The sequence below is a fragment of the Pseudidiomarina sp. WS423 genome (assembly GCF_050750165.1).
Classification (GTDB): Bacteria; Pseudomonadota; Gammaproteobacteria; order Enterobacterales; family Alteromonadaceae; genus Pseudidiomarina; species Pseudidiomarina fusca.
In genome coordinates this window covers 1-24,214 of the sequence record NZ_JBOJLN010000021.1, presented here as the reverse complement: position 1 = coordinate 24,214, position 24,214 = coordinate 1, and the positions used below count along the sequence as shown (strand labels likewise).

Sequence of the window (24,214 nt, the reverse complement as noted above, 5' to 3'; positions counted from 1 at the left end):
CCCGCAATCCACTTGTTACTTAGCCGCAACAGCCAAGTGGGGGTTAGCTTGCTTGCAAACATCATGAGTTTGGTTTGTAGACCTACCGGCCAATGCACGCGGTTACCTCGATAATGCGCCATGCGCCATACGGTCAGTGCAATATCGGCCGGTGTTAGGCGTACGCCCAAGCGCCGAATACTCTTTGCATTCATATCGGTGACCATGTTGGTTTGCACGAACAGGGGCATCACATCCATCACTTGAATACCGGCATGTTCCCACTCTATGCTTAGCGCTTCGGTCAACCCGCGTACGGCAAACTTGCTGGTTGAATAAACCGCCAACGAAGGCTGGCCATAAATGGCACTGGCCGAACTCATGTTGATCACCCGCGAGCCTTTAGCCAAATACGGCCGCGCCAAATAGCAGCCGGCTAACACACCCTGTACATTTATCTCAATAAGCCGTTGCTGAGCCTCTAAACTCTGCTCCGCTAGCGGGCCAGAAACCAGAATGCCAGCATTGTTAAAAAGCACCGTCAGGTTGCCGCCAGTATGCTCGGTAAATTCAGCCAAAGCCGCTCGCCAGCTATCGTTATTCGTCACATCTAACTGGCCCGTTATCAATAACTTGCTACACCCCATCGCCGCGGCGGCGTTAGCTAAGCTCTCTAATCCTTGCGCATCGATATCAAAAGCGCCCACCTGCCAGCCACCAATTAAAAACCGCAGCGCCGTGGCTTTGCCAATACCGGCCGCCGCGCCGGTGATGAAAATAGAGGGGTGGTGCATCGTTAATATTCCAGTCAAATAGGTAAGCCTTAATGTACCATTATAAAAAGGGCATTGAAGTGCTTATATAGCCACCAAAGTGCATAAAAGTTGCACAATGAGCCGAATAAACAAAGTATTAAAGTGGCATGGCATATAAGTGAATGAATAAGTTAATGACTAAATGAGTTAGTTAACCAAGGGAACCTATGAAACGAGCACTGTTTGTCATTCTATTAGGCCTAGCCGCGCCAATGTCGCACGCGCTCGACCAAGTCAGCCCTTGCACCACCGTTGAGGCCTGCATTGCGCTGATACCTGAAAAAGACGTACCGAGTTACAGCAACGGCGAAGCCGATGAAGCCGTCAAAGCCCAGTTGCGTGCCTTTGGCCGCGACGCCCTAGAGCCCTTAGCCAAGCTTTCTGCGCACCCCAACAGCAACAAACGCCAGCTAGCCGACACCCTTATTGCAGACATAAAAGACATACGCCAAAGCGACTTTGAGCTGGTGCGCCAGGTTATTCAGAACAACGTAAAATTAGATGGCAGTGGCGGCTGGGCATACCGGTTGCTAGGCCGTATGGGCGGTGATCAAGCCGCTGAATTTTTGGTGAGTGAGCTTGTACGCGAAGGAAAAGGCGGCAACCAAATTGTGTTTGCGCTAGTCAAGATTGGCGCGCCGGCCATACCGCATTTGCTTAACGCTATGGCCTGTAAAAATAATTGTACCCCAGAAAGTTACGCGGGCTTTCAAGAAGTGTTTGATGACCTGCATCAACTTGAAATATCGGACCAGCCAAGTGCGCTTGCGCTTCTTGCGTTGGCAAAAAACAACGACATTGACCCAGACATGCGTAAGCTAGCATTGGGGTGGGTAGGCTACATAACCGCCGAAAGCGCGCCCGTTGAAGCCGAGTTAATACGCATGGTAAAAGCCAACCCCGAGCTGAGTGAGCACGTACTCACCTCGCTAAAAGTACTGAAAAGCCCCTATGCGGCGGACTTGTTAGTGGCCAAACTAGCCCAAGCCGAGGGCCTGCACCGCGAGTGGATACTGCGTGACATTGGCCACCTTGGCCATACCGCCAAGCACGTGGGCGCCGAGGTTGAGCACTACCTAAATGCAGAAGACTGGAACACCCGCGCCGCTGTAGCGAGAACACTCGGCTTTATTGGTTATGAAAAGGCCGCGCCACGGCTACAAGCGATGCTGCTCAACGAGCAAGACTGGCTGCAAGTGCACGCCGCCTTGCAAGCCTTGCATTGGTTTCAGCACAAACCTGCACTTGAAGACGTTGAGCATGTTGCAACCCGCCACTGGTATGCTTTGGTACGTGACTTTGCCGCAGTGACCGCACAACGACTGCGCGCAGATCAATCGCCATTAGAAAAAGACGCTCAGCATTATTATTCACACCGCGCCCGCAATTGTAGTGCCGATCAATTTGCCATCATGGCAGAACCCGAGCAGATAAAAATTTATGACCGTGAATTTAACGGCCTAAACCAATTTAGTTACAAATACCCTTGGTGCGCTGACAAAGAGGCCGCCGAAGCCGATGAATACCTGACAGAGTTTTGCGCCTCGCCCGAAAGCATGGTGCAGCCAAATGTAGCCGCCAAAGTTGGCGACAGCTGGTTAACCGGCACCAACAACGGCGAGTGGGGCGGCGAAATGATGGCGTTTTACAAAGACGGCAGCCATGAACAGGTGTTATGGACCAACATAGAAGACATATACAGCTACGGCTCTACCGCTTATGCCACCACAGGGCTGGCGCATTTAGACATGAATAACGGCGTATTGTACCGCGCCACCGAAATAGCCAAAGGCTTTGCCGTAGAGCCCATTTACCGCCTACCCGGCGCGCCCATGACCTCATGGAAGATAAACCCCCAGGAAATATTGATTAACACCTATTCTGGGCCCGTTATTTTTAACCCGGCCACTGGGCTGCGCACGCCGGATGGGTGTGAGGTTCGAACTAATGTGGAAAGTTAATACGATTTAATGGAGGCGCAAATGGCGCTACTGGCGCTGCGGCCTTGCCGACGGCTCCGCCGTTTCGGTGAACATTTACGAAAAAGCACCGGGTAAATCCGCACTTTCGGTTGAGCACTCGAAGCTTGAAAGCAACGCGCAGGTTGAGCATTGGCGTGGTTGGTGGAAAGGGCTGTTGAAGGGGTTGTAAGCTTTTGACTTGCCGGAAGGTTTGAAACCTGGCACTTTAGCAGCATAGATTTACAGCTAGGGAAATCGGTAATGAAAGAAGGATTTTATGAACTTTTAAAAAGCGAAGAGCTCGAGCATGCGATCGCTGAATCTGGTTTGAGTGAAATCAGTGAAAAGTTGGATTTAAAAACTAGCAGCCGACATCTAGCTGAAGTAATCACCGAAGAAATTTCGAATGCGTTAGCTGAATTACAAAATAACGGCGGCACAGAAAATGAAAAAATTCTGCGTCAGCTCGAAATTTTAAATGAGCTTTTGGTTTATGCTCGAAATATTGCGAATTTAGAGCCTGCATCCCCCTATCAAAGTCCGCCGTCCGTTCTGCGCGCTCTTCATCGCCCTGAGCAAAAAGTGAACTTGCCTCAAGTGGGCATGGCACAACCTTGGCTATTTACCTCAGGAAAAGATTCCCCAGCTCTATTTCATGAATTAAAAGCAGAGTTATCTAGCTGTCAGCACGTTGATATTTTGATGAGCTTTATTACCATGTCAGGTGTGCGAAAAATCATCAATTTACTTCGTGATATTACCGCTGTTGATGCGCACCAACAGTCTCGTACAAGCCTTCGCATTATCACCACTACTTACACGGGTGCTACTGATCTGAAAGCAGTAAAAATGCTCGCTGAATTACCCAACTGCCAGGTGAAAATTTCTCTTGATGGCCGGCGCAATCGGCTTCATGCAAAAGCCTGGATTTTTGAACGCGATACCGGTTTTGGTTCTGCTTATGTCGGCAGCGCAAACCTTTCAGGCGCAGCACTTATGGGTGGTCTCGAATGGACGGTTAAATTCACCGAAAGGGGTCAGAACTTCCTGTATCAGCGGGCGCGTGCTCATTTTGAAACCCTTTGGCAAGATGAAGAGTTTCAAAGGTTCGATCCTAACAACGAAAGGCACGAGAAAGAGCTTCGCGGGGCCTTAGCTCGTGAGCGCGGGGTTAAGGATCTTGGCGAGAATGTCATCACCACCTTCTTTGATATTCAGGCAAAACCGTTTCAGCAGATTATTCTTGACCAATTAGCGAACGAACGCGCGCATGGGCGCTATCGTAATTTATTGGTAGCAGCCACAGGCACCGGTAAAACGGTGATGGCTGCGCTGGATTATAAGCGAATCTGCCAGCAACAGGGTGGGCAGCCCAAGGTACTATTTCTTGCGCATCGAAAAGAAATCCTGCAACAGTCATTGCAAACGTTTCGGCTCGTGCTGCGCGATGGCAGTTTTGGCGACTATCTAGCTGACGGGCATGAGCCAGAATCCAAGACCCATTTGTTTGCGACCATTCAAAGTGTCAACAGTCGGCAACTTGTGGATGAATTAGGTGACGATTTCTGGAATATGGTGATCATCGATGAATGTCATCATATTGAAGCCAATTCATTTAGGCGTTTGATCAAGCAGCTAAACCCCAAGTATTTACTCGGTTTGACAGCGACACCTGAGCGTTCTGATGGGTTAAATATCCTTCAACATTTTGATTTGCGACCCGATGGAACACCTTCTGCCCAAATGCGTTTATGGCATGCTTTAGAGCAACAACTCTTGGCGCCTTTTGAGTATTATGCCTGCGCAGATGGCATCGACTATTCCGGTGTGAACTGGCGTAGCGCAAATGAAACCGCACAGCTAGAACAGTTGCTCACGGGAGAAACTGGCCGTGCTATTGCGGTACTTAGAGCATGGGAAGAGCACGTAAGCGCCATTAATGAATGTCGCGCGCTGGCTTTTTGTGTTTCGATTGCACACGCCGAGTTCATGACTCAGTTTTTCCAGCAGCACGGGATTAATGCAGCATTAGTTACTGGCCAAACGCCATCATCAGAGCGAGCAAAACTTCCTGCCATGCTCGAGCGTCGCGAAATAAACGTCATCGTTACTGTAGACCTCTACAACGAAGGTGTCGATTTACCCTTTGTCGATACGCTTTTATTACTGCGCCCAACCCAGAGTGCAACGCTTTTTCAGCAGCAAATTGGTCGAGGATTACGTTTGTTTGAAGGGAAAGACAGCTGTTTGATTCTTGATTTTGTCGGGCAATATTCTGAAGACTTCCGCTTTGACGTGTTATACAGCTCACTTACTGGGCTCTCCAAAAGAGAGGTGATTGATGGTGTTGATCATGGGTTTGGAAGCCTCCCGCCGGGCTGCTATTTACAAATGCAAAAGCAGGCACGAGAGCAGATACTGAATAGCCTGCGCTATGCGGTAAATTTGAACTGGCGTCGTTTGCAGACTGAGTTAACAAGTTATCGCGCGAGGCATGGTGCTGAAGAAATTCACTTAGCTGAATTTGTACGGGAACAGGCATTAGAGTTCGAAGATATTTACCGCAAAAATGGAGCGTCTGGTTGGACTCGATTAAAGCGTGATGCGCAAATGATTAGCGGTGTTCCAACCGAGCTGGAAACTAAGCTGAATAGACGTTTCAAAGACGTGCTTCACATAGATGACTCAGACTATTTAAGTGTGATGCGAGCCATTGGCAAAGGAGAGCTGACCGAGGATGAACTCTCCCATAAGCGCGCTTTAATGCTGGCCTACCAAATATGTGGAGGGAGCGGAGTTCAGACCCAAAGCAGTTTCTTGCAAGATTTAGCAGCAACACCAGAACTCATGAAAGAGTTAGTCGAACTGGCGGACGCACTCGATGCTGCCACAAATGAACAATTTAAGCCTCTGCCAGAATTAGAAACGACCGGATTAAAACTTCATAGTGCCTACAAAATTCGCGAAATACTTACTGCCTTAGACTATTACACTGAAACTAGCTACTCGCCATTTCAAGCTGGAGTTTGGCGTAGTCACGAGGCCAAGCTTGAAGTCTTGTTCGTAACCTTAGATAAGCAAAACGCGCTGCATGAAGGTGTCGCTTACGATGATTACGCGATTAACAAAGAGCTATTTCATTGGCAATCGCAAAACACCACGGCAACGCATGGTGCCGTAGGGCAACGCTATTTAAATAGCGCTACCAACGGTTGGCAGTTCCAGCTTTTTGTTCGTGAAAATAAAGACAAACCCTATCGAGCGTGTGGGCCGTTAGAATTTGTAAAAAGCGAGGGTTCTAAGCCGATGAGCATAACTTGGAAGTTGAAACATCCGCTAACAGCCAAGCTCTTTCAGGCTTATTCGGTGGTGCGTTGATAACAGCGTAGATAAATTCATTCTGCTATGGTGTATTCAAATAGCCAAAATAAAGGAGATTTAAGCGTCATGGCTTATCGAGCTACTCAGCTTTTTATATTACTAGCTGTGTTTTGTTTTATCGTCCCTAACGTGAGGGCTGCGGCAAATAAGTATCCTCAAAAATGCCTGGTTGATTACAACCAAATGTTAAATTTGAGCCCGAGAGAATTTGACCAGAATTGGGAAAAAGGCTGGGTAAAATTAGCCGATATAGATGGTTGCAAAGAGGCCGCCGCAAATCTAATTGCATTGTATTACTCTCAACGCGACCTTCCTGATGGAGCCATGAGAATATTAAAGTTCCACGAAGCGCAATTACGAGCTGAATTAGAGCAATATGACTTTGCCCTTCTGCTTTTTCCACAAACAAAACAAGATGAAACTGGCACAGTTTGGAACTATTACGTAGATGGAACCATGGCATTCTTGGCCAAGGATAAAGCTCGTTTAGAGCAATCCATAAAGCGATTATCAGCGGTACCTAAACCCGAGTCGTTTAATCCAATTGATGCCGAAGGTAATCCGATGGATGTGTCATGGCCTCCCAATCTTGATGTTCTCGAACGCTTCAAGAGATGCTTTGATGAGTCATATTTAGAGGCTTATGCTGGCTGTGAAGAAAATTAACAGCTACCAATCCCGCAACTGCTGTATCTGCTTAATCCGGTCACGCTGCACGGTCAGCGCTTCAAATACATCGTTGTAGTTAGTGTTGTTGGGCGTTAAATCGGGCAACGCAAAATTTGCCTGAGTAAAGAACTCACGCTGGTTGCTGTCCCATGCTTGCTGCCACCATTCCAAAATATGAGCGCGTGATTGCGTTAGTCGCTGTCGTGTAGGTAATTTGTCTGACTTATTTTCGTTGATTTTTTTCTGGGTCGGTAACAAGTTCCACAAGTCGTTGTTGGGCCAGCGTGCAAACGGAAAAGCATGATCAACCGCGTAGGCATTTTTGTTTAATGAACGGCCGCTCCAGCAGCAATCCACATCAGCTAATGAGTTAACACGATCACGAACCCTGCGGGTTGAACGTTCTGGGTTCTCCCATTGCAGAGCATTTAAAAAATCCAACTTAGTGTATGCGTTAGGGTGCTCGCGGTTGTAACCTTCCATCAAAGTTACCCATTCGTTAACTAATGCTGGCTCTATCCAGACGCTGTAGTTCGTTAGTACATCCCAAATGGAGCGCGGCACATAAAAAATGCCGAGCGACTTCAAAAATTCAAAATCAAGAACCAAGCTACCTTTCGGAGCATGACTTCGGTTCAGTTCAACCTGAAATATCTCGTCTTTGGTGCCGGGCAATGTGATGTATTTAGCCGGCATATTTTTAATTGTTGATCCGATATCTTTTAAAGTGCGATAGACGCTTGTTGCTTCGTCACTATCAAAAATGCAACGGCCGATATAAAAGTCATTGGGGCTGTAGTTTGTGAGTGTTTCCCAACCGTTGGCTTTAACGAACCCCAACTTTCCGCTGCCACCTTGGTGCATAGAAAATGTGTCGACTAATGGTTTGTATAGCTTTAACCAATACAGGGATACTAATCCCATAGGCAAAGCAATGTGGCTTTGTGTGCGCTCGAGTACTGCTCCAGGATGGCCTTCGGCAATCCTTAATAGGGTGCGTAAGAGAGCGACTTTGTAGGTGGACGACTTACTATCATTAATGACGATGTTTCTGATTAACGGGAAGGCCCCCGTTCCATCATCCGGCAACGTCAACAGCACGGTTTCCCAGGCGACATCCTGCCGACCAAGCTGGTCATCACGGGCATTCAGAAGTCGAAAACTTAAGCCTTGCTGTTGTGCATATTGTTTCAGTTCATCAGCTGATACCGGGTGCATGGTACGGGTATCGGGGCTAGCTCCATGCCGCAACGAAATCACCATGTTGCCATTGGGCTTGAGTAGCGAGCTTAGTTTACGAAAGGCGCGCTGGCGCGAAGACGGAGCGATATGCATCCATACCGCGCTCAGTAAAATGAGGTCGAATTTCGTTGCGTGGCGTTGCACATGCTTCAGTTCAGGCAAACTATCGTTGATCCAGTGTACCGAAGGATTGGGATGATACTGCTGGGCGCGTTCGCGAATGCCATCTGCTGGCTCGACTGCATAAACAGTGAGGCCACGATCAGCGAGATAACGCGCATCACGGCCTGAACCGGCACCAACATCTAGCACTAAGCCATCAGTTGGAATGAGATCAAGCCAGTCGCGGTGTACTTGCTCAAAATCAAGGCTGTCATATTGGTCGGCAAGCTGTTCAGCGTTGCGGGTGTAATAGTGAATTGTATCGTCCATAAGTACGCAATAACTTACCCTGTTGTGCGAATAGAACCACTATAAACCTAGTTGCTAAAAACTCAAACTAACCACCAATCGCCGCGCCCCACCATGGTCACGGTGTTCGCAAAGGTACACCCCTTGCCAAACGCCCATGTTCAGCCGCCCGTTAGTTACAGGAATAGTCACCGAGCTACCTAGCAAGCTGGCCTTCAAGTGAGCGGGCATGTCGTCAGGGCCTTCGAAAGTGTGCCGGTAGTAGGGTGCGTTTTCGGGCACCATTTCGTTGAAGTGGCTTTCAAAGTCTTGGCGCACCGTGGGGTCGGCGTTTTCGTTAATGGTGAGCGAGGCCGAGGTGTGCTGAATAAACACGTGCAAAATGCCGGCATCCACGGTGCCTAACTCAAATAACGCACGCTCAATGTCGTCGGTTATTAAATGAAATCCGCGTGGCTTTGGCGCAATGGTTATGGTGGTTTGTTTTACCGGCATAGCAACCTAAGCCACAGAAAAAACGGCACCCACGAAAACCAATGCAGCTTGAACAGCTGCTCAACCTGTTCACCCGAAGATAATGACTCGTCTATGTACGCCATACTATTCCCTTTGGTTAATGTTGTACGTTGCTGTCAGCTTACTGCTTTTGCTGAATAGATGGAATATACCGTACATTTCGAATATTTCGAAAAACTTGACATGTTTCGAATATTGCGAATAATGGAGTTGTAATTAGACGTTATGGAGCTTCACTTATGAATACTTATGAACAACTACCGACTGCGCAGGAATCTGCACTAGCGAAATTGTGTAGCCAAGAACTTGCTGCGGTGATCGAAACGAAGTTAGATGTTCAGTCTTTGTCATTAAGCTCTCCAGATGGCCAGCTAAAGCAAGTTGAGATCCCGGTGAGTGCGCTTCGCTTAATGGTGAATTTACTGACTGAGCTAGGCGAAGGCAATACCGTGAAATTAGTGCCCATACATGCTGAACTGACAACACAAGAGGCTGCAGATTTACTGAATGTGTCTCGTCCAACAGTAATTAAGTTATTGGATGATGGAACTGTACCATTTCATCGAGTTGGTAACCGAAGAAAAGTGCGCTTTAACGACATAAGACAGTATCAAAACCAACTAGAACAGAAGCGACTGAAAGCTCTCAATGAATTGTCGAAGATGGATCAAGAGTTAGGGTTAGGCTACTGATGAGCTCAAGCTATACGGTTATCTTTGATGCTTGCGTATTGTATCCGGCACCGCTGAGAAGTCTGCTGATGTATTTGGCGCTCAGCGGTGAGTTCAGGGCTCGTTGGACGAATGATATTCATGACGAATGGATTAGAAATGTATTAGCGAATCGACCAGACTTAACGCGCGAGCAATTGGAGAATGTGCGAAATTTAATGGACAAGCACGTACCTTGGGCAATTGTGCAAAATTATCATCCGCTTATCTCGTCAATATCTTTACCCGATGAAGATGATCGTCATGTGGTTGCTGCAGCAATACAAACCCGAGCGGAGGCAATTGTGACGTTTAATTTAAAAGACTTCCCCGATAATCAACTTAGTCAATATAATCTTAAGGCTATTCATCCGGATGATTTTATAACAGATTTGATGGAGCTAAACATCGTAGCTGTTATTCAAGCTGTTAGACATCATCGTGCAAGTTTGAAAAATCCGCCGTTTACCGCCACTCAGTATCTTGATTGTTTGTTGAAGCAGAAATTACCAGAAGCCGTTTCACGGCTAAGTGAATTTAAAGCGCTATTTTGAATAAACTAAAATAGTAAACACTTACCAACATGTAACTTTTCTGCTGCAACTGAACACAAAAATTTTTCACACCCCCCACACACATAAATCCCCAGAAAAGCGCCATCCACACCAACCGCGCAGCAGCAAATGGATCTAAAAGCCTATACAGTGCTAATCTAAAGCCCACATAACAATAAGGAGAACACCCATGGCGAACACCAAAACTCATGTAGCTCTAGCTATTGCGCTGGCGCTTGGCACCGCAGCTTGCTCAGAAGCTCCGGCACCTAGCGAGCAGTCACAGCAAGCCGCTACCCAGCAAGTGACTGCAGCTGAGCGTCAAGCGGAGTCAGAAAAGGCCAACCAGCTGTTTGAAGATATCTTTAAGCAGGCGGTTATGCGTAGCCCTATGTATCAGTCGTACTTGGGGATAAAAGATGACCAAGACCAGTGGGACGATATCTCTGATGCTAAGGCCGACGAAGAGCTGGCGATTGCAAAAGAGAACTTAGCTAAGGTTGAGGCTCTAGATGAGGCCAAGCTAGACGAGCAGACCTATTTAAGCTGGCAGCTGATGAAGCAAGACCTTGAGGAGCAAATCGCAGATTACCAATGGCGTCATTACAATTACCCGGTAAACCAAATGTTTGGTCTGCATTCTAGTGTGGTGTCTTTGCTAATTAACCAGCATCGTATTAGTGAAGTGGAAGATGCTGAAGATTATATTGCTCGTTTGAATGGCTTACCTGAACTCTTCGCGCAGTTGCAAGAGAACTTAAAGTTGCGTGCTGAAAAAGGCATTATGGCACCGAAATTCGTGTATCCGTACGTGATTAGCGACAGCCAAAACATCATTCAAGGTGCGCCTTTTGATGACGGCGAGCCAAGTGTGTTGTTAGAAGACTTCACCAATAAGATAAGTGATTTGGACATTGATCAAGCCCAGTACGATGCCTTGGTTGGTGCGGCTGAGCAGGCGTTGACTCAAGCAGTGAAACCCGCTTATGAAGGCTTAATTAGTACGGTAGAAGAACTTGAGCAGCAGGCTGACACCAAAGACGGCGCGTGGAAGTTCCCAGACGGTGAAGCTTTTTACAATAACGCCCTGAAACGTACCACAACCACGGATTTAACCGCCGACGAGATTCACGAGATTGGGTTAAGCGAAGTGAAGCGTATTCATGATGAAATGCGTGTGATCATGCAGCAAGTTGGCTTTGAGGGCACCTTGCATGAGTTCTTCGTGCATATGCGTAACAACCAAGATTTTATTTATCCTGATACTGCCGAAGGTCGTCAACGCTATTTAGCAGAAGCAACTGCGCTTATCGACACCATGCGTGAGTTTTTAGACGAGCTGTTTATCACCAAGCCTAAAGCTGACATGATTGTTAAAGCGGTAGAACCGTTCCGTGAAAAGTCAGCCGGTAAAGCGTTCTATCAGCAGCCTTCTATGGACGGCAACCGCCCGGGCGTTTACTACGCCAACTTGTACGACATGGCCTCGATGCCAACCTACCAAATGGAAGCGCTGGCGTACCATGAAGGTATTCCTGGTCACCACATGCAAATTGCGATTCAGCAAGAGCTTGAAGGTATTCCGTCGTTCCGTAAGTTTGGTCGCTACACGGCTTACAGCGAAGGCTGGGGTTTGTACACCGAGATGCTACCTAAAGAATACGGTTTTTATAAAGACCCCTACTCAGACTTTGGTCGTTTAGCTATGGAGCTATGGCGCGCGGTACGTTTGGTGGTGGATACCGGTATTCACGCCAAGCAATGGACCCGCGAAGAGGGTATCGATTTTTACGTGAGCAACACACCCAACGCCGAAGCCGATGCACGTAAAATGGTTGAGCGCCACATTGTGATGCCTGGCCAAGCCACGGCGTACAAAATTGGTATGCTGAAAATCGTTGAGTTACGTGAAAAAGCGCGCACCGCCCTTGGCGACAAGTTTGATATTCGTGAATTCCACGATGTTGTACTTGCCAACGGCCCGGTCCCGCTGAACGTGCTGGAGCAGTTTGTTGACGACTATATTGCCGACAAACAGGGCTAGCAAACAGGCTTAAAAAGCACTCCGCCGTACTTCCGTGAGCAAGCTATATTGTTCGCGGAAGTAACGGCAACGCTGCTGAACTAGCTGCGCTAAGGCGCGTAGCTGCTCATATTGCGCTACGGTGATCTTGGTATCGGTTAGGTCTAGTTGCATGGCTTCGCACTCAACGTTATCGACTATTTGTTCAAGTCGACGCTGTAGCAAATCAAATTTAATGCCTGCTTCATCAGCAAAGCTCAGCAAGTCAAACGCGGTAACCTGGTCAATATCGAAATTATCTCCAATGGCCATGGCTAGGTGTGTATCGAGTTGTTGCTGCTGCTTACTTTGCGACATAGTTTCATAAACCACGGAAACCAGATCATAAAACGGGCTAAGCGTAAGCGCGCCACTGCGGCTAACAAAGAAACTGACGTTTTTGCCGTGCGCATCGCTGTTACCAATAACTAAGTTAAATAGTACCCAGTCAAGCAATTGCTCTGCCGTATGCGCGGGCACACTGGTTTGTTTCGCAAGCTGAAATAATTTGGTTAGGCTAACGCCGTCACGAATGTGTTTAACATCACGACCGCTACCAAAGTTTTGTTCATACTTGAACTCTGGCGGTAGATTCAGCGCTTGGCAGGCATCAATAATATGGCGTTTGTCTACTTGCCCCTTGCTACGGCGGCGGTCAAAACGTTGCACCTCAAGCGCATGATAAGAACCCAGTTTAAGTAGCTTTACTGGCGCAACCGTTAGGCCAACTTGGTGCGCTAAACGCATGCAGAAAAACTCATTGAGCACCAAGGTTGGGTGCTTGGCCGACGCAAACTTCAGAATATGTGTGCTGGCATAGTGGCCACTTGCCAGAAAAAGCTCGTGAGTGTCATTCACGTACACATTGAGTTTACGCTGTACGCCCGCAACCGATAATCGGTATTTTCCGTCCCATAACGTCATGTCAGCGTTTTGGGCTAGTCGCTCAGTGAGTTCGCTTTCTGTGACTTTACGTAGCGGGTTCGTGTCGGACTCAGGTGGTTGCTCACCAAATGTTAAAACACCCACGGTGTCGTGGCCAATGGCGGATAATATGCCGTAAACATTGCGTCGAGATAAATGTTGCGAGGCTATCAGGCTCTCAAAGGCTGGGCCTTCGGGGAATAAGTTTCTTAGAAAGTTAATGACGTTGGCAGTAGCAATTTGCTCGCCGTTTAAGGGTAGGTGCGGCGATACTGCGAAACCTTGCTGCTGCCACGATGGGGTGTATACCCAACTGCATTGTTGAGGGCCATGAAATTCTAGCTCGGCCACCTTGTGCGTTTTGGCGTACACGTTTATGGTTGGCGTATTAGAACCAGTCATTGCTCACCTCGGCTACCTCGGTCCTGTCGCTGACGGTGAGTTGAATACCAAGTGCATCAAGCACCTTTAATAAGGTTTCAACGCGCACGCTTTCTAAGCCTTTTTCAACATTGTTATACGCTTGTTTTGACAGCTGACATAAGCTGGCCGCATCTTCTAAGGTTATGCCGAGCATGGTGCGTTTATGGCGCACCAATGCTCCAATTGTGGCCATGTTGTTAGCCCGAGAAAGGTCTGGTTTTGGTGTGATAGTAATACTGCGGGCCATATAATCCTTCCATACTAGGATAATAATCGGTTTGAGACTTAGGTAAATCATAAGTCCTATATAAATAGGAATATAGTATGAACTATCGATAAATCAAGTTTATTCCTATTAACTTAGGATATTATTGGGGTATGGTGTTTTAATGTGTAAAATATGACGATTTAATTGCTAATTCGCCATATTTTGCTATTCTGTTTGTGTGTTTCTTAATCGATAGTGCAACCTAAGGCTAAACACATGCAAACAGTTGACGACTTTCATGCCACACTTGGCGAATTAATTAAACGCCAGCGGGCACTCACAATGCCGCAGCGCGACTTCGCCCTGCGTGTTGGTTGCAGCCAGCGCACGCTTACCCGCCTTGAGCAAGGCCAGCCGGTTAACTCCGAAACTTTGTTTAACGCGCTAGCGGTGTTAGGGCTATTGGATGACTTTATTGCGCTAGCAGACAACAAGCTTCGTGCTGCCAAGCATTTACCCGAGCGCAAGCGCCAGACAGACAGCGAGACATTCGATAATGACTTCTAGCGCTTATGTGTTTATTGAAGGCTTGGCCGAGCAGCCGGTCATTTGTGGGCGTTTTGAGCTGGACAGCCAAGCCAAACACGGCCGTTTTGTATATGGGCGTTCTTATTTGGAGCGCCCAGATGCCTTTGCGCTAGACCCCGTACACCTGCCCTTAAACGACAGTATTCACCATTGCAACGTCAATAATGGCCTGTTTGGCGTGCTTGCCGATGCTGGCGCTGATGCCTGGGGGCGCAAGCTCATTCTGCAGCTACACCAAACCAAGCCGCAAAACGAACTTGAGTTTCTTATTGCTGGCGCTGCTATGGGTGTTGGCGCGTTAACTTTTAGCTTGTCGCGCGAGAAAACGAAAACGAAGCACTCGCGTAATGCCATCAATGATCTCGAGCTATTACTACAAGGCAAAAACGCGATATTAGCCGCCGAAACTGTTTCTGACGAAGTAAAGCAAGCTTTTGTATACGGCTCGTCAATGGGCGGCGCGCGACCAAAAACACTGCTAACCCACAATGGGCAGGAATACTTGGTTAAATTCAACAAGCCCGACGACTTATATAATGTAGCCCGTGTTGAACATGCAACCATGCGCATGCTTGCCGAGTTAGACGGCGTGCGTGTAGCCGAAACTGAGGTATTACAAGGCATTGGTGCTAGCGAAGATGTCTTGTTAGTTAAGCGCTTCGACCGTGCCAATCAGCGCGTTAGCCACCACTTTATAAGTGCAAATAGCTTGCTGCTGGAAGGCGCGGTGAGTGAGCGTAGCTTAGCGGCAGGCTATAGTTACGGGCAGCTGGCTGAATTGCTTCGCTTGCATAGCGCGGTGGCCACTGATGCCCACGAGCTGTTTATGCGAATGGCGTTCAACGTGTTTATTGGTAATACCGACGATCATGCGCGCAATCATGCTTGGTTGCGGCCTATTGCCGCTGGGCGGCACGAGCCGGCATGGCATTTGGCACCGGCCTATGACGTATTGCCCAATAGCGCTTCTAAGTTGCATGGGCTTGGTATAGGTGGCTTGGGGCGACGTGGTTCGGTTGAGAATGTGCTTTCGCAAGCTAATAGGTTTGGTTTGCAAGAGTTCAAGGCCAAAGCTATTGTCAACCAAGTGCGTGAGCTAGTTACGCAGTGGCCGAAGTATATGGCGCGCTTTGGTGTGGGAGATGGCGACATAGAGCGCTTGCGTAAGATTATTCCAACTGTGGCTTAATGGCTCAGGATTAAGAGGTTGTACATGAAAATATGGGTGGACGCGGATGCGTGTCCGACGGTTATTAAAGACATTTTGTACCGAGCGGCCGAGCGCAAGCAGCTTGAGCTGATACTCGTAGCAAACCAAATGCTACGTGTGCCGCCGTCAAAATGGATAAAAACCAAGCAGGTTGAGTCTGGTTTTGATGTGGCTGATGATTTTATTGCGCAAAGCTGTGAGGCTGGCGACATTGTTATTACTGCCGATATTCCGCTAGCGGCAGACGTGATTAAAAAAGGCGGCCAGGCGCTTAGCCCACGTGGCGAGTTGTTTACCACCGCCAACATTGGCAGTCGCCTGAACATGCGTGACTTTATGGACACCATGCGCAGTAGCGGCGAACACACCGGCGGGCCACCGCCCCTGCATCAGCGTGATCGTATGGCCTTTGCCAACGAGCTGGACAAGTTGTTGGCGCGCGTTCGCTAATGTCTATTTGCTGCAGCAACTTTTTGGTCAGACCTTTGCAAATGTGCTGCGCATCGACTTTCTTGAGTCGCCAGCTATGGCTGAGGCGTTTGCAGGTTCATTAACACCCACTGACGTTTTGACGAACATCGAATTATTAGCGGGCAAGCCATTCAACCCAAAAACCGATTTACTTATTTTAGATGAAATTGGCGAATGCCAACGGGCGGTGACGTCGCTTAAGTATTTTGCCGAACAAGCACCGCATATGTACGTGGTGTCTAGTGGCTCGAACATTGGTTTACTGAATAGTTTTCCGGTTGGGAAAGTTGAGCATTACTATCTGCGGCCGTTATCATTTCGAGAGTTTCTTGCTGCCGGCAATGAGCCCGCCTTGGTCAAAGCTTATGACGCACAGATGAACAATCCAGCTGCGCATACACAGCTGTTTGATAAACTAACCGACTATTACTTTACCGGCGGCATGCCCGAGGCTGTTAGTACTTGGTATGCCAATTCCCAGCGTAGTATTTTAGAACGTATTGAAGCTGTAACTAAGGTGCAACGCGACCTTATTTCTGGTTATCAGCGTGATTTTGGCAAATACTCAGGTAAAACGGATGCGAGCTTAATTGAAGCTGTGTTTAATGCGGTACCGGCACAGCTATCCTCAGATGGTTGATAGATCGACTCCGTAGTTGAGTTCCTCTGCGAAGTCCGGCAGTCCGTAACCGATGGTTTTCTTGTAGAAAGGAGAGACCTTCGCAGTCGGTGCCTTCTTCTTGTGCTTCGTGGTGTAGAGCATTCGTGCCCGCATCACCTCGAAGGAGTAACCGCGCCCTTCACGGTTATTGTCCTTGGCCCTTCGGGATGGTGGCTATCCACTCGTCCAGGCCGGTCTGTGCCGCCACAAAGGTGTAGGGGTGGTTGAAGGATTCCTTCTCCACGTACTCATGCAGCCGCAGTGTCAGTCAGATCCATCCGGCTCGGCATAAACACTGACCCATCTCCCTGGCGCCTCGGAGGAGGCCTGTATATCGGTATCCGCTGCGGACGTTGCATCACCGCCACAGGATTTGCTCATGATACGACTCCACTTGAACAATGTTGTGGTACGGTAATCCCCCCATTTGAATTTGAGACAACAAAGTTACAGCAATTCCGCAGGCGCCAATCAAAGAGCCGAGAAGCTGAAATGGAATTGAAGGAACAAATAGTAGGGGCGCACGTCCTAAGTAACCAAAAAGAACTAGACCAAATGCAAAGCAAAACGTAACCACGAATATAGCCCCTGGTACAATTTCTATTAATGGTGCGTTTATAGATGCTGCTCTTATACCAAAATCACCATTTCTCTTATATTGAACAAAGCTTCTACCGAGGACGGCTAGCGCCAAAAAACTACTAATTAAAATAAGCGAAACCATATCTATCCTTATCGTACATGACGTTAAGAATATGATTGTAAAGTCTATACTTAATAAAGAGTCAATAGGTACCTAAAAATCGTTCAGGTAAAACTTGGGCATTTACGAATAAATGCCCAAGAACACTACTGATCCCCTTTACTATGCACGAGTCGATAGAGTACAGGCAGCACTACCAGTGTTAGCAAGGTTGACGATATTATCCCGCCGATGACCACCGTGGCCAAAGGCCGTTGCACCTCTGCACCTATGCCCGTATTGAGCGCCATGGGCACAAATCCAAGGCTTGCCACTAGTGCTGTCATTAATACCGGACGCAAACGAATAAGTGCCCCTTCAACAATGCTATTCACTAATTCTCCGGTTTCTAGCAAACGTTGCTTGATGAAGGACAGCATTACCAATCCGTTTAATACGGCAATCCCAGACAACGCGATAAATCCTACCGACGCGGATATGGATAAAGGCATATCCCTTAACCAAAGAGACATTACACCGCCTGTTAATGCCAAAGGGATACCTGTGAAGATAATCAACGCATCGCGTATAGAACCAAACGCAATTACCAGCATTGTCAAAATCACAAACAACGTAACCGGTACCACAATCGTCAATCGTTGACTCGCACTTTCGAGCTGCTCAAAGGTTCCACCATAGTCGAGCCAATAACCAGCAGGTAAATCTACTTCATCATTAATTCTCGCCTGAGCTTCTTCAACAAAAGTGCCAATATCTCTGTCACGCACATTTGCTGTGACAACAATACTACGTTTGCCATTCTCCCGGCTTATTTGGCTAGGTACTTCTTTAAATGCAAGTGTGGCTAATTCGCTTATTGGTACATGCTCACCAGAGGGCGTGACTATGGGAACGCTCTCAAGCTGAGTGAGTTCATTTCGAATGTCGTCGGCATATCGCACGACAATTTCAAAGCGTCTGTCGCCTTCAAAAATCATTCCAGCGGTTTTTCCACCTGTCGCAGCATTGAGCCATAACTGCAAGTCGGCTATATCCAAACCAAAGCGTGCCAATTGATTAGGCTTTGGTGTGACGGTGAAGATTGGAATGCCTTCTACCTGCTCAAGCCTCGCGTCATCAGCCCCTTCAATCGTTGAAATAACGGACAAAATGTCAGAAGCAGATGCAAAGAGGGTATCTAAGTCATCCCCAAATAGTTTTATGCCCAAATCTGCCCTTACCCCACTGATCAATTCATTAAACCGCATTTGAATAGGTTGGGTAAATTCATAATTATTGCCGGGCAAGGTAAACAAGTCCTCTTCAAACGTTTCGACTAGCTCGGCTTTAGTCATTGATGGATCGGGCCATTGTTCCCTAGGCTTCAAAATAACAAACGTATCAGTAATGTTGGGCGGCATAGGATCGGTAGCGACCTCACCCGTACCCGTGCGACCGAATACCGTCTGAACTTGCTCATACTGCATAAGTTTCGCTTCAAGTGCTTTTTGCATTTCAACCGCTTGTTCTACCCCAGTCCCAGGGATGCGTATCGCCTGTACTAAGATATCACCTTCATTGAGCTGAGGAATAAACTCCGAGCCTAATTTGCTGCCCATCCATAGACTGCCGATAACCAAAGCACTCGCACCTACTACTACTAGCCATCTAAAACGCAGCGCGCCCATTAAAATAGAACGATACACTGCCTTTGCACCAATAATAATTGGGTTTTCTTTTTCGCTAATTTTACCTCTCATGAAAATCGCTATCGCCGCAGGCACTACGGTAAAACAAAATACCATTGCGGCAAGCAAAGCCATTATCACGGTCGCTGCCATGGGGTGGAACATTTTACCTTCGACGCCAGTGAGCGTGAACAAGGGGATATAAACAATGGTAATGATCAATACACCAAACAAACTGGGACGTATGACTTCATTAGTGGCTTCATATACAACATTCAGTCTTTCTTTGAGCGGTAGAGTTGCGCCGTTTTGCTTCTGGGATTCGGATAATCGCCTGATACAGTTTTCAACAATGATAACTGCGCCATCGACAATCAAGCCAAAATCCAGTGCGCCTAAACTCATTAAGTTAGCAGACACATCGGTTTTGACCATACCCGATATCGTGGCAAGCATTGCCAGGGGGATTACAGCGGCTGTAATAAGTGCAGCTCGCACATTCCCAAGCAAAACGAATAGCACAACGATGACAAGTAAAGCGCCCTCGACGAGGTTTTTCTGTACTGTGTCGATGGTTTTGTCAACGAGGCTTGTTCTATCGTAAACCGCTTCAAGGATAACGCCCTCGGGTAAGCTTGTTTTAATGGTTTCGAGCTTACTGTCCACAGCTTTGGCGACCGTACGAGAGTTTTCTCCCACTAACATCATTGTCGTGCCAATCACTGTTTCTTGGCCATTTAACGTGCCGGCTCCAGAGCGCAGCTCTTTACCGAGGTTGATTTGGGCGATGTCTTGAATTTTTACCGGTACGCCATCAATGATCTTAACAACCACTTGGCCGATATCGTCGATGCCCCTCAGTTGGGCTTCCGATCTGATCAGTACTTGTTGCCCATTTTGTTCTACAAAACCAGCGCCTTGATTCGCATTGTTGCGTTCTAGCGCACTGAGAAGGTCACCTGTACTTATCCCAAAGTTTATCATTGCGACTGGATTAGGATTCACATGATATTGCTTTTCAAATCCGCCTATCGCATAAACCTCGGTCACCCCCTCAACAAGCGACAATTGGGGCTTAACTACCCAATCATGGATCTCCCTTAATGCCATAGCATCATACGGTTGACCGTTGTCCTGTCGCGCCTGAGGCTCAGCACTTAACGAGTACATGTAAATTTCACCCAAGCCTGTGGCGATAGGGCCCATTTCAGGGGTTAACCCTGTTGGCAATTGCGCCGCGATGGCGGTGAGACGCTCGTTGACGAGATTTCGTGCGAAATATAAATCAGTGCCCTCTTTAAACACGACTGTGACTTGCGACAAACCATAGCGTGATATCGAGCGGGTATACGATAAATTAGGCAAACCGGCCAGCGAGGTTTCAACTATAAACGTTATGCGTTGTTCAGTCTCCAAAGGCGAGTAACCTGGGGTTGCGGTATTTATCTGCACTTGCACGTTGGTGATATCAGGCACAGCATCAATCGGCAATTGTTTGTAACTGTACATACCAAAAAAGGCGACAAACAAGGCGAACAACATCATGACACCACGTCGCTCAATGGATAGACGGAGTATTGGTGCTATCATGTTCTCACCTCACCGTTTTTATGGACTTGGCTTTGCTTTTGACAATAAATGCGCAGGTAATTAGTCATCATCGCCCGCCTCCATTTTTAATAAATCAGCTTTTAGTAGATAGCTATTTTCTACAACGACTTGCTGGCCTATTTGAACGCCCTTCACAATCTCTACTAAACGGTTGTCCGTGTTCCCAAGCTTTACTTGGCGGGGGTAAAATCGCTCCCCTTCTTTGACAAAAACAATGGTTTGCCCATCTAACTCTTGTATTGAACTTTTGGGGAGAGCCAGATTGACTTCTTGGAACCCAATCTGAATATAACCCTCTACCATAGCGCCTAAAGGCCAATAACCACTGCCATTATCAACGTTCACAAACGCGATAGAATAAGGTTTGTCATCAGGTGAGGACGTAATGTGGCTTATACTTGATTGTTGCTGCAATTCCTCAAGCCTTAAAGTGACTTCCATATCAGCGGCAATACGAGTACGTTGTTTGGGGAAAATAGCCAATTGAGCAATTGCGCGAGAGTAATTAGCAACAGAAAGCAGTACTTGACCGTTGGTGAGCTCACCATCATTGGCGTGTCTAGCTATGATTTTTCCAGACATCGGTGAGGTGATTGAGTATTGATTTAAACTCTCGTTTGACTCAATGATTGCCAGTGTGTCACCTTTTTCTACTTTATCTCCAATATTCACCATGATACGTTTTACAACACCGTCGAAGCGGGCACGAATATGACTCAGTGACGCAGGATCATGAACTATCCGCCCAAAGGTTCTGGTTGTGAGCGATAATGTTCCTGATGCGGCCGATGCAGTCACGATATCGTGTTCAAGCATCCGTTCTTGAGATAACACTACGTACTCGGGTCTTTCTTCGGCTTCCTCATCGTCATCATCAGCCAGGGCGACAGAAGCAAACAGTAAAGTAACTAGCATGACTAACGTGCCAAGCAAGTCACGTGCGCTAGTAACTAATGTAAATTGTGATTTATTCATTATTTTTTCTCTATTCATTGTGATGATTGAGCAGACGTCGAGGGAGAGTCAGAAAACACGGGAATTCCCGTAAGTGCCTCTAGATCTGCGCTTCGAAGGTGAACTAAGCCTGCGGCTTTTATCATAGTTCGTTGCATATCTATGAGTTGCTGTTGCGTTGTCACCCACTCTATGTAGTTGTAGCGACCACTTTCATAGCCATCCCGCGCCAATTTCAATGCAGATTCCAATGTTGGGACGACATTGTCTTGAAGGGTCGTAACAGTGAGCAAGGCTTGGTCTTTTGCGCTAATGACTTGATTTAATTGGCGAGTGAGTTCACGAATTTTCGCTTGTTTTTGATAGTCTATACTGTCAAGCAATGCGCGCTGTTGTTCGTATTCACCTAGATTCCGCGGCGTGGTATTTAACGGCACCGAAATACTGGCGACTAACGCTGTGTCATCAATTCCCTGCATTCTTCGGATACCGGCTTCCCACGCAATGTCGAACTGCTGACTGGCCTGAACCACTCTCAATCTGGCCTCTTGTACCCGATAGTTATCAGCATAAAGCAGAACGTGTGGATTGCTTTGAAGCTGTGAAAGCATATGTTCAAGTGATAGTGAATTTGGAAACGATAACAGTGTCCCTTCAACTTCCGCAAACGCAGCGTTAGTGTCACCCCACATGATGGCCAGGTCGCGTTTATACTCATTGAGTTTTTGTTCACTTATCAATAACGACAAACGCGCCTGCGACAACGCTGACTCTGCACGTTTTTTCTCAAGTGGTGAAGAAGCCCCCGCTTCAACCCGTGCAGAGACTGTCTGAAGCATTGTGCGAGCCAGCATTTCAGCTCGTTGCTCAGTCTTGTGCAACGCTTGTTGGACAATGACATTGATATATCGTCGAGTTGTTTCACCCAAGATGTCCAGCGTACGAATGCGCCGTTGTGTAAGCAGTTGTGCTTTTTTTGAACTCACCACATTCATTCGGCCGCTGACTTTATCTCCAAGCTCGATGACCGACGATAAGGTCAGTGTCAATTCGGCATCTTTGATACCAGACACTTCGCCTGTTCCCAACACATTTTCAACTTCAACCCCAACAGACATTTCAGGTCGTAAGCTGGCCATTTTTGATTCACCATCCAAAGCCGAAGATTTAAATTCGAACACAACTAAATCTGGGTTGTTTGATAATGTGCGTTTGAGCGCATTTTCAAGCGTGATTGAAGAATTTTGCGCATTGGCAGATTGAACAGATATGCTCATGGTTACCAGTGCAGCAGATATCAATTTCAGATACGCTGAGCTAGCTTTTTTTATGCCCAATGGGCGTGAAGAACTCATAAAAGAACCTTTTGTTCATAATATAACGACATACATGGAAAGCACCCATGCAAACATATAGGAGGGAATGGATTAATGTTGAGGTGGGCGCAAAAGGCCTTCGACTAGGCCGTCAGTGACGTTGCGGGAATAACTGTATTGATTGGTATATAACGGTTTAGATACGTCATTTATTGGGTGTTGTGCCAGAAACTTAATCTGTCCACATTGACACAGCACACAATGGAAACACTTAGACTCTTCACTCGACGTATTATCACCAGCATTTACATTTTTTTCGGGAACATCATAAGTGCCTATCGACTTTGATTGTTCAGGGACTGACGATACCTCCGCAGGGTAGTCATCGCATTGAGCGGCGAACGAAAAGCCCGATTGACACATGAGCAAAGTAATAAGTAGCCATGCCAACCTACGCAGTTTTGATGTGCAATTAAAAATTGGCATTTTCTTATCAACTTTGCGCATTAAGCGCTCGCTGTCTTTCATTTCCAGCATCTTCGAGGATCATTTTTGCCCCGCGCAACACAACGCACGAAACTATCACACCGATAACCAGATCAGGCCATCGAGAATCGAGCCAAAACACCAAAACGCCAGCAAAGATAACACCTAAGTTGGCAATCACATCGTTGGCTGAAAATATCCAGCTTGCCCGCATATGCACTTCTTCATTTCTTTGTTTGCGTATGATCACAAGACAAATGACATTAGCAACCAGTGCAACTGCCCCCATAGCCATCATTAGTCCCGATACAGGTTCGCTACCGTAAATTGACCGTCTTACAATATCAATGATAATCAACACACCCAGTGCCATCTGAAAAAAGCCGCTAATTCTAGCCGCATTGGCTTTGTGCAATAGCGATTTACCAATAGCATAAAGGGCAACACCATAGACAACTGCGTCGGCGAGCATATCAAGTGAATCGGCTATTAATGCGGTTGAATCAGCAAGCAACCCGATCCCCATTTCTATAACAAACATTGTCGCGTTTATTCCCAAAAGCCAATACAAAACCTGTCGTTGAGACTGGTCTTTTATTTCAACTTCGCACCCACATCCGCTCATTACCAACACCTGTAGATTTTCGTTTAGTGTAACGCTATCAGGCGTCTACTGTATCGGGGGCTTGCCA

Annotated in this window: 19 protein-coding genes and 3 pseudogenes; 10 read left to right on the top strand and 12 right to left on the bottom strand. The window is 47.3% G+C overall.

Annotated elements, in window-relative coordinates; all coding sequences use genetic code 11:
- A partial coding sequence (locus tag ACQ661_RS11940; protein ID WP_431668488.1) for an SDR family oxidoreductase occupies nt 1-773 on the bottom strand: 773 nt, incomplete at its 3' end.
- Nucleotides 774-961: 188 nt separating this feature from the next.
- On the opposite strand from ACQ661_RS11940, the gene ACQ661_RS11935 reads away from it, so the two are divergent.
- The 3 genes from ACQ661_RS11935 (at nt 962) to ACQ661_RS11925 (ending at nt 6,802) form a co-directional block, all read left to right on the top strand.
- Nucleotides 962-2,755, top strand: coding sequence for a HEAT repeat domain-containing protein (locus ACQ661_RS11935; RefSeq protein WP_431668486.1), 1,794 nt, complete (start codon nt 962-964; stop codon nt 2,753-2,755).
- A gap of 261 nt (nt 2,756-3,016) precedes the next feature.
- On the top strand, nt 3,017-6,133 hold the full coding sequence (locus ACQ661_RS11930) for a DUF3427 domain-containing protein (RefSeq protein ID WP_431668485.1): 3,117 nt from the start codon (nt 3,017-3,019) through the stop codon (nt 6,131-6,133).
- A gap of 69 nt (nt 6,134-6,202) precedes the next feature.
- Nucleotides 6,203-6,802, top strand: coding sequence for a hypothetical protein (locus ACQ661_RS11925; RefSeq protein WP_431668484.1), 600 nt, complete (start codon nt 6,203-6,205; stop codon nt 6,800-6,802).
- A 3-nt stretch (nt 6,803-6,805) separates the two neighbouring features.
- Here ACQ661_RS11925 and ACQ661_RS11920 read toward each other — a convergent pair whose 3' ends face one another.
- Together ACQ661_RS11920 and ACQ661_RS11915 are read right to left on the bottom strand one after the other, a co-directional pair.
- A complete protein-coding gene (locus ACQ661_RS11920) occupies nt 6,806-8,479 on the bottom strand; it encodes a methyltransferase domain-containing protein (protein WP_431668483.1) in 1,674 nt (557 codons plus the stop codon).
- A 54-nt stretch (nt 8,480-8,533) separates the two neighbouring features.
- Nucleotides 8,534-8,953: a secondary thiamine-phosphate synthase enzyme YjbQ gene (locus ACQ661_RS11915; protein WP_313933421.1), complete on the bottom strand. Its 420-nt coding sequence runs from the start codon at nt 8,951-8,953 to the stop codon at nt 8,534-8,536.
- A gap of 260 nt (nt 8,954-9,213) precedes the next feature.
- Here ACQ661_RS11915 and ACQ661_RS11910 point away from each other — a divergent pair, with 260 nt between their 5' ends.
- From ACQ661_RS11910 to ACQ661_RS11900, 3 genes are all read left to right on the top strand, one after another.
- Nucleotides 9,214-9,666, top strand: coding sequence for a helix-turn-helix domain-containing protein (locus ACQ661_RS11910; protein ID WP_153827348.1), 453 nt, complete (start codon nt 9,214-9,216; stop codon nt 9,664-9,666).
- A complete protein-coding gene (locus tag ACQ661_RS11905; RefSeq protein WP_431668481.1) occupies nt 9,666-10,238 on the top strand; it encodes a PIN domain-containing protein in 573 nt (190 codons plus the stop codon). The genes ACQ661_RS11910 and ACQ661_RS11905 overlap by 1 nt, the downstream gene beginning before the upstream one ends.
- 190 nt (nt 10,239-10,428) lie before the next feature.
- Complete coding sequence (locus ACQ661_RS11900) at nt 10,429-12,282, top strand: DUF885 domain-containing protein (RefSeq protein ID WP_431668479.1); 1,854 nt, start codon at nt 10,429-10,431, stop codon at nt 12,280-12,282.
- Nucleotides 12,283-12,291: 9 nt separating this feature from the next.
- Here the strand turns inward: ACQ661_RS11900 and ACQ661_RS11895 are convergent, their stop codons facing one another.
- Together ACQ661_RS11895 and ACQ661_RS11890 are read right to left on the bottom strand one after the other, a co-directional pair.
- Nucleotides 12,292-13,626, bottom strand: a complete 1,335-nt coding sequence (locus ACQ661_RS11895; protein ID WP_431668478.1) for a HipA domain-containing protein — start codon at nt 13,624-13,626, stop codon at nt 12,292-12,294.
- Nucleotides 13,613-13,840: a helix-turn-helix domain-containing protein gene (locus tag ACQ661_RS11890; RefSeq protein WP_431668477.1), complete on the bottom strand. Its 228-nt coding sequence runs from the start codon at nt 13,838-13,840 to the stop codon at nt 13,613-13,615. The genes ACQ661_RS11895 and ACQ661_RS11890 overlap by 14 nt, the downstream gene beginning before the upstream one ends.
- 291 nt (nt 13,841-14,131) lie before the next feature.
- Between ACQ661_RS11890 and ACQ661_RS11885 the strand changes: the two genes are divergently transcribed.
- The 4 genes and pseudogenes from ACQ661_RS11885 to ACQ661_RS11870 form a co-directional block, all read left to right on the top strand.
- On the top strand, nt 14,132-14,422 hold the full coding sequence (locus ACQ661_RS11885; RefSeq protein ID WP_431668475.1) for a helix-turn-helix domain-containing protein: 291 nt from the start codon (nt 14,132-14,134) through the stop codon (nt 14,420-14,422).
- Complete coding sequence (locus ACQ661_RS11880) at nt 14,412-15,632, top strand: type II toxin-antitoxin system HipA family toxin (RefSeq protein ID WP_431668473.1); 1,221 nt, start codon at nt 14,412-14,414, stop codon at nt 15,630-15,632. Before ACQ661_RS11885 ends, ACQ661_RS11880 begins: the two co-directional genes overlap by 11 nt.
- 24 nt (nt 15,633-15,656) lie before the next feature.
- Entirely contained in the window at nt 15,657-16,103 is a 447-nt protein-coding gene (locus ACQ661_RS11875; RefSeq protein WP_110075582.1) for a YaiI/YqxD family protein, read from the top strand.
- A gap of 1 nt (nt 16,104) precedes the next feature.
- Nucleotides 16,105-16,752: pseudogene (locus ACQ661_RS11870) on the top strand (AAA family ATPase); the annotation flags it as partial.
- On the opposite strand, the pseudogene ACQ661_RS11865 reads toward ACQ661_RS11870, so the two are convergent.
- The 7 genes and pseudogenes from ACQ661_RS11865 to ACQ661_RS11835 form a co-directional block, all read right to left on the bottom strand.
- A pseudogene (locus ACQ661_RS11865) lies at nt 16,753-16,953 on the bottom strand (ISL3 family transposase); the annotation flags it as partial. It abuts the pseudogene before it with no gap.
- Between the two features lie 111 nt (nt 16,954-17,064).
- Nucleotides 17,065-17,166, bottom strand: a pseudogene (locus tag ACQ661_RS11860) (cation transporter); the annotation flags it as partial.
- Nucleotides 17,144-17,509: a hypothetical protein gene (locus ACQ661_RS11855; RefSeq protein WP_228759594.1), complete on the bottom strand. Its 366-nt coding sequence runs from the start codon at nt 17,507-17,509 to the stop codon at nt 17,144-17,146. The pseudogene ACQ661_RS11860 and the gene ACQ661_RS11855, both read right to left, overlap by 23 nt.
- A gap of 125 nt (nt 17,510-17,634) precedes the next feature.
- Nucleotides 17,635-20,745, bottom strand: coding sequence for an efflux RND transporter permease subunit (locus tag ACQ661_RS11850; RefSeq protein ID WP_431668471.1), 3,111 nt, complete (start codon nt 20,743-20,745; stop codon nt 17,635-17,637).
- Between the two features lie 60 nt (nt 20,746-20,805).
- Nucleotides 20,806-21,741, bottom strand: coding sequence for an efflux RND transporter periplasmic adaptor subunit (locus ACQ661_RS11845; protein WP_431668469.1), 936 nt, complete (start codon nt 21,739-21,741; stop codon nt 20,806-20,808).
- A gap of 14 nt (nt 21,742-21,755) precedes the next feature.
- The gene (locus tag ACQ661_RS11840) at nt 21,756-23,075 is read right to left on the bottom strand and encodes a TolC family protein (protein ID WP_313933437.1); all 1,320 of its coding nucleotides are present in this window, start codon (nt 23,073-23,075) and stop codon (nt 21,756-21,758) included.
- A gap of 454 nt (nt 23,076-23,529) precedes the next feature.
- The gene (locus ACQ661_RS11835) at nt 23,530-24,147 is read right to left on the bottom strand and encodes a cation transporter (RefSeq protein WP_015065928.1); all 618 of its coding nucleotides are present in this window, start codon (nt 24,145-24,147) and stop codon (nt 23,530-23,532) included.
- Between the last annotated feature and the right edge of the window lie 67 nt (nt 24,148-24,214).